8 protein-coding genes and 4 pseudogenes are annotated in these 8,877 nt (G+C 67.6%); 8 read left to right on the forward strand and 4 right to left on the reverse strand.

Annotated elements, in window-relative coordinates:
- Positions 1-772: 772 nt before the first annotated feature.
- Both ACF1A1_RS39125 and ACF1A1_RS39130 read left to right on the forward strand, forming a co-directional pair.
- Positions 773-1,624 (forward strand): alpha/beta hydrolase, encoded by an 852-nt coding sequence (locus ACF1A1_RS39125; protein WP_392006935.1) that lies wholly within the window; start codon positions 773-775, stop codon positions 1,622-1,624.
- A 104-nt stretch (positions 1,625-1,728) separates the two neighbouring features.
- Complete coding sequence (locus ACF1A1_RS39130) at positions 1,729-2,619, forward strand: helix-turn-helix domain-containing protein (RefSeq protein WP_392006937.1); 891 nt, start codon at positions 1,729-1,731, stop codon at positions 2,617-2,619.
- Between the two features lie 60 nt (positions 2,620-2,679).
- Here ACF1A1_RS39130 and ACF1A1_RS39135 read toward each other — a convergent pair whose 3' ends face one another.
- On the reverse strand, positions 2,680-2,952 hold the full coding sequence (locus tag ACF1A1_RS39135; protein ID WP_392006939.1) for a hypothetical protein: 273 nt from the start codon (positions 2,950-2,952) through the stop codon (positions 2,680-2,682).
- A 125-nt stretch (positions 2,953-3,077) separates the two neighbouring features.
- Between ACF1A1_RS39135 and ACF1A1_RS39140 the strand changes: the two are divergent.
- The 5 genes and pseudogenes from ACF1A1_RS39140 to ACF1A1_RS39160 form a co-directional block, all read left to right on the forward strand.
- A pseudogene (locus tag ACF1A1_RS39140) lies at positions 3,078-3,236 on the forward strand (aldo/keto reductase); the annotation flags it as partial.
- Between the two features lie 70 nt (positions 3,237-3,306).
- Positions 3,307-4,095, forward strand: coding sequence for an aldo/keto reductase (locus ACF1A1_RS39145; RefSeq protein ID WP_392006941.1), 789 nt, complete (start codon positions 3,307-3,309; stop codon positions 4,093-4,095).
- A gap of 105 nt (positions 4,096-4,200) precedes the next feature.
- Positions 4,201-4,328 (forward strand): annotated as a pseudogene (locus tag ACF1A1_RS39150) (IS5/IS1182 family transposase); the annotation flags it as partial.
- A 228-nt stretch (positions 4,329-4,556) separates the two neighbouring features.
- Positions 4,557-4,712 (forward strand): ATP-dependent DNA ligase, encoded by a 156-nt coding sequence (locus ACF1A1_RS39155; protein WP_392006947.1) that lies wholly within the window; start codon positions 4,557-4,559, stop codon positions 4,710-4,712.
- 240 nt (positions 4,713-4,952) lie between these two features.
- Positions 4,953-5,459, forward strand: coding sequence for a hypothetical protein (locus tag ACF1A1_RS39160; protein WP_392006943.1), 507 nt, complete (start codon positions 4,953-4,955; stop codon positions 5,457-5,459).
- Here the strand turns inward: ACF1A1_RS39160 and ACF1A1_RS39165 are convergent.
- The 3 genes and pseudogenes from ACF1A1_RS39165 to ACF1A1_RS39175 all read right to left on the reverse strand — a co-directional run.
- A complete protein-coding gene (locus ACF1A1_RS39165) occupies positions 5,401-6,207 on the reverse strand; it encodes an IS5 family transposase (protein ID WP_392006945.1) in 807 nt (268 codons plus the stop codon). The two genes, ACF1A1_RS39160 and ACF1A1_RS39165, sit on opposite strands and share 59 nt — an antisense overlap.
- A gap of 393 nt (positions 6,208-6,600) precedes the next feature.
- Positions 6,601-7,314, reverse strand: coding sequence for a VOC family protein (locus tag ACF1A1_RS39170; protein WP_392006949.1), 714 nt, complete (start codon positions 7,312-7,314; stop codon positions 6,601-6,603).
- 231 nt (positions 7,315-7,545) lie between these two features.
- Positions 7,546-8,213 (reverse strand): annotated as a pseudogene (locus tag ACF1A1_RS39175) (transposase); the annotation flags it as partial.
- Between ACF1A1_RS39175 and ACF1A1_RS39180 the strand changes: the two are divergent.
- Positions 8,190-8,620: pseudogene (locus ACF1A1_RS39180) on the forward strand (transposase); the annotation flags it as partial. The pseudogenes ACF1A1_RS39175 and ACF1A1_RS39180 sit on opposite strands and share 24 nt — an antisense overlap.
- Positions 8,621-8,877 lie beyond the last annotated feature (257 nt).

An 8,877-nucleotide genomic window follows, 5' to 3' on the forward strand; every position in this document is an offset into this window, starting at 1 on the left:
CTCCGGCGGATAGTGCTTCATGACCACGGGACATCCGTTCTCCTGGACTCAAGATCCAAGTGTCTCGGGTGTCCAAGATCCGGGGTCAAGCCCCCCCGTTCGTCCAGCAGCCACGCGGCATCTGAACAAGTACGTCGTGTCCGAGGGCATCTCGACCTACACCCATGTCTTTGACCCGCACTCCGCCTACCGGTGAAGCGGCGGTGTTCCGTCTGTGGACTTCAGTCTCGGGCTCTGATCGGAACGTCCTGGAGGTGTGGCGAGGCGGGGCGCGCGGCAGTGTGATGGGGTCGCTGACCTGCGTAGTGCTGCCTAGGAAAATTCTTTCCCATTGTCGGTTTCGGCGGCAAGGCAGACCCTTGGGGTGTCGCTGCGCACAGCGGCGTCGTTCGCCAGAGGCGACACACGACCGTGAAGCGCAAGGTCAACAACGTTCTCTGCAACCGTGATCTCCTTTGCGACTTCACGTACGGCTGGCGCTCGGGAACGGATGCCTTGCAGGCGTCAGGAACGACCAGAGAACGCGTACCGCCAAGGAATACGTAAGGCAGGTAAGGACGCCCCCATGACTGTTCCCCCCACGTCCCGTCGCCCCCGCTCCCGTGTCACGCGGCGCGGCCTGATCGGCGCCGTAGGCGCGTTAGCGGCAGGAGCCGCGTTCACTCCCGCCGCGAGGGCGGCCACCAAGACAAAGTCCATCGACGCCGATACCCCGAAGGCAGACGCAACCGTGAAGTGCAAGATCAACTTTGATCGTGATGGCCTGACCCTGGTGGGTGACCTGTTCACTCCCGACGGCTTCGACGAGAGCGGGCACTACCCGGCGGTCATCGTGCAGGGCTCGCTGACCTCGGTGAAGGAGATGATGTCCAACACCTATGCACAGAAGTTCGCCGAGCAGGGCTTTGTCGCTCTGGCCTTCGACTACGCCCACTACGGCGAGAGCGCCGGCCAGCCGCGTCAGTTCGAGTCGGTGGCCGAGAAGCTGAGCGACCTCAAGGCCGCCGTCACGTACCTCAGTGAGCTGCCGTACGTGGATGCCGTGGGCATGGTCGGTGTGTGCACCTCGGCCAGCAACGGCGCCTATCTTGCCGCGCAGGACCCGCGGGTGAAGGGCTTCGCGACGATCGCCGCCTTCCTGGCCGACGAGGACACGTTCAAGCTCACCTACGGTGATGACGGGATCGCTCAGCGTCTCGCGGACGCCGCTGCCGCCCGCCGCAAGTTCGAGCAGACGGGCAAGGCAACGATCATCCCGGTGTACAGCGAAACCGACCGGCAGGCCGCCAACTACAACCCGACGCCCGGCGCATACGACTACTACACCAACCCGGCACGCGGAAACGTCCCCGAGTACAAGAACGAGTTCGATGTCACGTCCTGGGACACGTGGGTCACCCTCGACCCGCTGAGCCAGGCGCCGAAGATCACGACGCCGACGATGGTGGTCCACTCCGACGGCTCCGCCTTCCCGGCCCAGGCGAAGCGGCTCTACGACAGCGTCCGGGGCGAGAAGGAACTCGTGTGGGCCGACGGAAACCACTACGACTACTACGACTCGCCCGCGCAGATGGACAACGCCGTCGCGAACGTGACGCGGTTCTTGCGCACCCACCTGGTCTAGGCGCTCGCCGCCAGCCCTGACCGACTTCGTTACGTCAGAGCCGCGCCCGGGCCCTCTCGACCCGGACGCGGCTCTGCGCAGGCGCGACAATGAGAGACGTGACCGTGAGCGCGAAAAACCCGCACCTGGAGGAGCTGGGCCAGTTCCTGAAGGCCCGCCGCAGCGAACTCAGCCCGGTCGCGCTCGGTCTGCCCCCGGGAGAGCCTGGAACGCGTCGCGTGAGCGGCCTGCGCCGGGAAGAAGTCGCCGCGCACGCCTCGATCAGCCAGGACTACTACAGCCGCATCGAACAGGGCCGTCTCGCACCCTCCCAACCGGTACTCGACGCCCTCGCGCACACGCTGCGACTCACACCGGTTCAGCGCACCTACGTCGAAGGGCTCGCCCGGCAAGCCGACCGACGCCCCTCACCCAGACGTCGGCCGACGCCGGTGCGGCCGCAGATCCAGCGCCTCCTGGACCAGCTGACGCTCACGCCTGCGTTCGTCGTGGGGAAATACCTCGACTACCTCGCCTGGAACCCCCTCGCCGCGGCGCTGCTCATCGACATCGACAAGATGGCGCCACACGAGCGCAACTACGTCCGGATGCTGTTCGCCGACCCGCGTATGAAGGACTTCTACGACGACTGGGAGGGCATGGCCCGTACCGGTGTCGCACTCCTGCGTATGCAGGCCGTCGACAACCCCAAGGACCCACGGCTGGTGAACCTGGTCGGCGAGCTCTCGGTCGGCTATCCCCTCTTCCGGCAATGGTGGGCAAGCCGCCATGTCGCCAGTCAGGACTTCGGCAGCAAGACCATCCACCACCCCGACCTTGGCGAGTTCACCTTCGACTGGGACAGCTTCTACTGGAGCGGAGACCCTGACCAGCACGTCACCGTCTGGTCACCCGTCCCCGGTTCCCCGAGCGAGGAGAAACTCCGGATCCTCAGCTCATGGATCCAACCATCCGGCACCGCCGACAACGTCACCACAAGACGAAACGGATCATGACAGGGCTGCCACATGGTGGTTGCGGTGTCTGACGAGCCGCCGACAGGCGGTTTCGCCGGATCAGCAGGGGGCGTTCAGTTCGCTCAGCGTGCCCATGGCCTGGTCCACGAGCACGGACAGTGGCGTCGTCCCGCCGTCGGTCGTCGAGGCGTCGGTGGCGGCGTTCAGGCAGGCGATCGCTGACGCCGCGAGCGCCTGGGCACGGAGGTCGTCGGCGGGTTTGGAGCCACCGCCGAGGCGGCGGGAGATCTCCGGGACCAGCATGCTCTGCCAGCCCTGAGTCTTCTCCCACTGGTGGGTCATCAGGGCGCAGGCGTCGTTGAGCAGCCGCATCAGGTGCAGCCCGCGCGGGGCCTATCCCAACCTCACACCCCTCGTTAGGAAGAAAAATGTCACTCACTGACTACGTCACCGTTGGTCGATCCGGGCTCCGCGTCAGTCCCCTCGCCCTAGGAACGATGACCTTCGGCGAAGACCTCGGTTGGGGGTCCTCCGTCGAGGACTCCAACCGGATCATGGACCGCTACCTCGACCTCGGCGGCAACTTCATCGACACCGCCAACATCTACACCAAGACCCACTCCGAGAAGATCGTCGGCGACCACCTCGGCCGCGACACCGCCAGGCGCGACCGACTGGTGCTCTCCACCAAATTCAGCGGCAACAACTACCCCGGAGACCCCAACGGTGGCGGGTCCGGCCCGCAAGAGCATCATCGACGCGTGCAACCACTCCCTGCGCCGACTTCAAACCGACTACATCGATCTCTACTGGATGCACAACTACGACCCCCACACCCCCATCGAGGAGTCCATGGCAGCCCTGGACAACCTCGTCCAGGCCGGAAAGGTCCGCTACATCGGCGTCTCCGACACCCCCGCATGGAAAATCGCCGAGGCAAACACTCTCGCGCACTTCCGCGGCTGGGCACCGTTCGCGGCGATGCAGATCGAGTACCCCCTCCTCGAACGCACCGTGGAGCAGGAGCTGATCCCCATGGGCGCCGACCTCAACATTGGGGTCATGCCCTGGTCACCCCTCCGCGCGGGCATCCTCAGCGGCAAGTTCACCCGCGACAGCGCCGGGAAGAACGAAGGCGCACGCTCAGCAGCACGGGCCGACCGGCTCACCGACGACACCTACGACCTCATCGACGAACTCGGACGAATCGCGAAGAAGCACGACACCACCATCGCCCGAGTCGCGCTGGCCTGGGTCACCCAGCAGCCGGGGGTGACGTCCACCATCATCGGCGCCCGCACCATGCACCAGCTCGAAGACAACATCGGCGCCACCGACATCACCATCGACACCGGAGAGCTGGACCGGCTCAGCGAGATGACCACCCCGCAGCTCACCTTTCCCCAGAGCTACACGACAAACTTCGCCACGGTGCGGCAGGCCGGCACCTCCATCAACGGCGACTACGCCGAGATCAACCCCGGCTTCATCCAGCCCGGAGACCAGGTCCACTAAGCAGCTCCACCTCAGCACTCCCGAACCCGTGGTGCAGCTGCCTACGAGCGCCCTCAAGAAAGGCGATCAAGCCCAGAGTGGGCGCATGTCCGACAGGTCTGCGGCGTGGCGCGTGCGCAACTCACCGACAGCGAATGGGAGTTCATCGGGCCGTTCCTGCCAGTCGGCAGGTCCGGCCCATGCCCCGAGCGATCGCGTGAGCAGTTCGAGGGGTGATCTGGCGGCTCCGCAGTCGCTCGTACACAGGGTTGCCGCGAAGCAGATGCCACCCGCCCGGCCGCCCTGCGGCGGGCCCGAGCCGAGCCCACCCAGCAGTCCGGGGCACCGGCCGCCGTACCGGCCGCACCGTCAACCTTGCCCGGACGGCCAGCAGCACGTTCGCCGGCCTGCTCGCTCCGGCCCGGCGCGGCCACCCCTGGACGGGCTGGTCGTTCTCCGCCGGATGGGGCAGCCAGGAGACGTTGAACGTCACGCTGGTGGAACCCGAGCTGGTGGTGGAAGTCGGCGTCGACGTCGCCCGCGACGCTTCCGGCCGGTGGCGCCACCCCGCACGCTGGCACCGCGCCCGCCCCGACCTCCAGCCCACTGACATCCCCCGCATGACATCACCGCACTGACGGCGGCACCAGCGCGGAGGCCCCGCCGACGCGCAACAGGGCGAGCGCGCCCCGATCCCCGGCCGCGCCCGCGCCCGCGCCGCCCATCCCAGCCCTCCCTCTCCCTCAACTCAAGCTAAGAGGTCGTTCTCTTTCCGAACCTCATGTGCGGATTTCGCTGGTCAGACATGGGATTGCAGCTGTCACGGAAGTCTCGATTCGTTGCCGGTCGGGATGTCGTGGGGGTGGCGGATGCCGTCGATGCGGGCGGTGCTGGAAGCGCGGCGAAAGGCTGCGGCGGTGCGGGGGGAGGAACTCGCAGCCGAGCTGGAGCGGGTGCAGACGGACTTGGCGGACGCGGAAGAGGTACTCAGGCGCCGGGTGATCGGTCTCGGGGAGTATCTGGAGGCGCTGGCCGAGGAGGAAGCGCCCGCCTTGGTGGCCATCGGGTCGTCGCAGAGGAAACCGGTTGGACCGCGACGCGCGGTGCCTCACCGTCAGAACGCGGGCGGTGTCGAGGACTTGTCGGTGGACTACCAGGCGTTGATGGCCGCCGCCCTGGAGGCGGGAGGAGACGGGTTGGGTGCCCGGCGGGCGGCGGCGGTGCTGGGCTGGGACAGTGCGTCCGCCTCCCGCGTCGAGGGCGCGAGAGCACGGCTGAAGAGGCTGGTGGAACGCGGCTGGCTGGTGGAGGAGAAGCCGGGCAGGTTCACGCTGCCCGCACCGGAACAGGGGTCTGGTGCCGGGCGGCCAGGCGCCGGCTCATGAGGGTGGTCATCGACCACAGGACGACGGCCTCACTGGTGTCGGTGCGCCGTTCGTAGTCACGGACCAGGCGCCTGCTGCGCAGAAGCCATGCGAAGGATCTTTCCACTACCCAACGGCGAGGCAGCACCTGGAAGCCCTGGACGTCGTCACTGCGGCGGACGACGTCCAGGACGAATCCGAGGTGTGCGGTGGCCCAGTCGACGAGGTGGCCGGTGTAGCCGCCGTCGGCCCGGACCCGCGACAGCCGTCGTGAGCAGCCCGCCGCGGCCGGCAGCAGAATCCGGGCGACGTCCCGGTCGGTCGTGGACGCCGGTGTGACCAGCACGGCCATCAGCAGTCCGAGGGTGTCGGTGAGCAGGTGGCGCTTGCGCCCGTTGATCTTCTTCCCGGCGTCGAAGCCCCGCGAGGTGTGAGCGACGGTGGCGTCCGCCTTCACCGACTGCGAGTCGATGACCGCCGCACTCGGTTCCTCATGACGGCCTTCGGCCCAGCGGATGGCCTGGCGCAGCCGGTCGTGCAGTTCGGCGATCAGGCCCGCATCCCGCCAGCGGGCGAAGAAGGCATACACCCGTGGCCAGGGCGGGAAGTCGGCGGGCATAGCCCGCCACTTGGTGCCGTTATCGACGAGGTGGCGCACCGCGTCGATCATCTGCCGGTGGCAGTAGCCCTCCGGCCGCCCGCCCCGGCCCGCCAGCCACCCCGGGACCGGCAGCAGATCCCGCACCAGGGCCCACTCGGCATCGCTCATGTCCGAGCCGTACCGGGGCCGGCGTTCCGGACGGTCGGCCGCGTTCCCGAACCGATGGGCGAGACAGTCACACCCAGAGTGGACGGACTGGACCCGGCAACCACGACCACGCGACACTTCGACAACAGGGCCTCTTGTCCTCGCTGGACTCGACAACCGCGAGCTACCAAAAGGCCCTTCTTCCATGCACCCGCACCGGCAGACTCACCGGACCAGGCCTCTGTTCGAACCCCACCGACCACCCGAGCGGATAGAGAACAGCCAGTTAATTCAGGGTTGGGTTGGGTGTGGTTCTTTCCTCGTGGGAGCGTTGAGCTGCCCGTTTGGTGACTGGGCCTGCCCGACTCTCTGCTGCGTTCCCCGCAGCAGCAACCGCCTACCGCGGCTCCCGCTTCACCGGCGCGTGAGCACGCGGAACTCGTTGCCGTCGGGGTCGGCCAGCAGCACTGAGCCGTCCCCGCCGTGGGCGGAGTCGACACGCTTCGCCCCGAGGGAGAGCAGGCGCTCCACCTCCGCTTGCTGATCGTCGTCCGGCGCGAGGTCGAAGTGCAGGTCCTTGCCGGGGTCCGGCATGAGCGGCGGACCGCCCCACGTGATTTTCGTACCGCCGTTCGGTGACTGGATGGCGGTCTCCTCGTCCTGGTCCCAGACCAGCGGCCAGCCCAGCGCCTTGCTCCAGAAGTAGCCCACGGCCTGCGAACCATCGCAGGCGAGCGCTCCGATGAGGCCGCAGCCGGCCAGGAAATTGTTGCCCGGCTCGATGACACAGAACTCGTTGCCCTCGGGGTCGGCGAGCACCACATGGGACGCGTCCGGTCCCTGGCCGACATCAGAGTGTTGCGCGCCGAGGTCGAGCGCCCTGGCCACGGTCTCTTGCTGGTCCTCCAGGGAGGAGCTGGTCAGGTCGAAGTGCAGCCGGTTCTGGCCGGCCTTCTGCGCCAGGGAGGGACGGAAGCGGAGGCGGTAGCCGGCGTCATTCCCGGACAGCAGGGCGACGCAGTCGTAAGTATCGTCGGTTCTCTCCAAGCCCAGGACGCCCGACCAGAAATGCGCTAGGCGCTCGGGCTGGTGCGCGTCGAAGGAGATTGCGAAGAGTCGGCTGCTCATTGCGCCACGCATCCTGGGTCCGTTGAGTGCCCGCTGTCGGCAGGGCGCCATGCCAGCGCCTCGAACGAGGATCCTATGGGCGGCCAGGCTCAGTTGCAGCCGAGTTTTCCGCAGCCCCAGAACCGGAGCCACACCCTTCGGGGTTTGGGTTGCGAGTTGGTGGTTGAGTCTGCTGGTCCGGGGCGTGAAGGATGGTTTACCGGGGTTCCAGTGGGCGTCCAGGCGGATGACGTTGACGGCGGCGGCGGAGAAGGTGTGCTGGAGGCGGACCTTGGGCAGTCCGCGGTAGCGGGCCCGGCGGAGGCCCGTGACGTCGAGGGCCTGGTTGATGGTGCCCTCGATACCAGCCCGGAGTGCGTACTTGGTCTTCCATGTCTCGTGGCCTGCTCGGCCCGGGCACTGGCCGGGGTCTCATGGAGCTCCCGGGGGCGGAGGCTGAGTATGCGGGTGCCCCGCGCTGAGGTGGTGCACTTGTCCTGGGCGGGGCAGGCGTGGCAGTCGGTGCGGGCGAACTGGACGACGATGGCGTCGCGGCCGTGCTGCCGGACGGGGAACCAGCCAGTACTGGTACGGCCCTGCGGGCAGCGGGCCTGGCGGGCCTTCCAGTCGATGTGGAAGGCGCTCTTGTGGAACCCGGCATCGGCCTTGGCCTGCGGTGAGAAGCCGTATCTCAACCGATCTTGGAACGTGCAGGTCGAACGGAGTTTCTGGTCGGGTGATCTTCCGACGGTACGCGCATGAAGGCAGGGCCTCCTGGTAGCTCGGGGGTGCGACCCCATTCCGAGCGATTCCCGGAGGCCCTGTTGTCGTTGTTGTACGCGTCCGAGCCCGTTGACTTCAACTCGCCCGTCGTGTCGTGCGATTGTCTCGCGCACCTGTACGGCAACGCGGCCGATCATCCCGATCGGGCGCGCCGGTATCCGTCGGACATGACGGACGCGGAGTGGGCGGCCGTGCGGCCGTTGTTGCCGGTGCCGGCCTGGATTCAGGGGCGGGGCGGACGGCCCGAGGGCTACTGTCATCGGCAGCTGCTGGACGCGGTCCGTTACCTGGTCGCGGGCGGGATCTCGTGGCGGGCGCTGCCCGCGGACTTCCCCGGCTGGGGCCGGGTGCCTTCTTCCGCCGGTGGCGCGAGCACGGGCTGATCGCCGAGTTCCACGACCGGCTGCGCGGGAAGGTCCGTGAGCACGAGGGCCGCGAGGCCGAGCCCACGGCGGGGATCATCGACGCGCAGTCGGTGCGGGCCGCCGCGACGGTGCCGGCCGCCTCACGCGGCTACGACGGTGGGAAGAAGGTGCCGGGCCGCTAGGCCGTGTATCGAAAGCGGATCTTGCACTGTGGGTGATCGCGGTTCGGACGGTAGGGAGATCTCACGGACGAGCAGCGGGCCGTGCTGGAGCCGTTGGTCCGAAGGGCGCGAACGCGGTTGACCGCCCGTCTGTCTTCCCCGTATGTACAAGGTGAGGCATGGGTGCCCGACATGCTCAGAGAGGGGCACAACGGATGAGTTTCGAGCACAGCAGGGCTAGGGAGGAGTCCCTTGGCAGGGCATTCGCCGGTGCC

It is taken from the genome of Streptomyces sp. NPDC014995 (genome assembly GCF_043080745.1).
GTDB lineage: Bacteria > Actinomycetota > Actinomycetes > Streptomycetales > Streptomycetaceae > Streptomyces.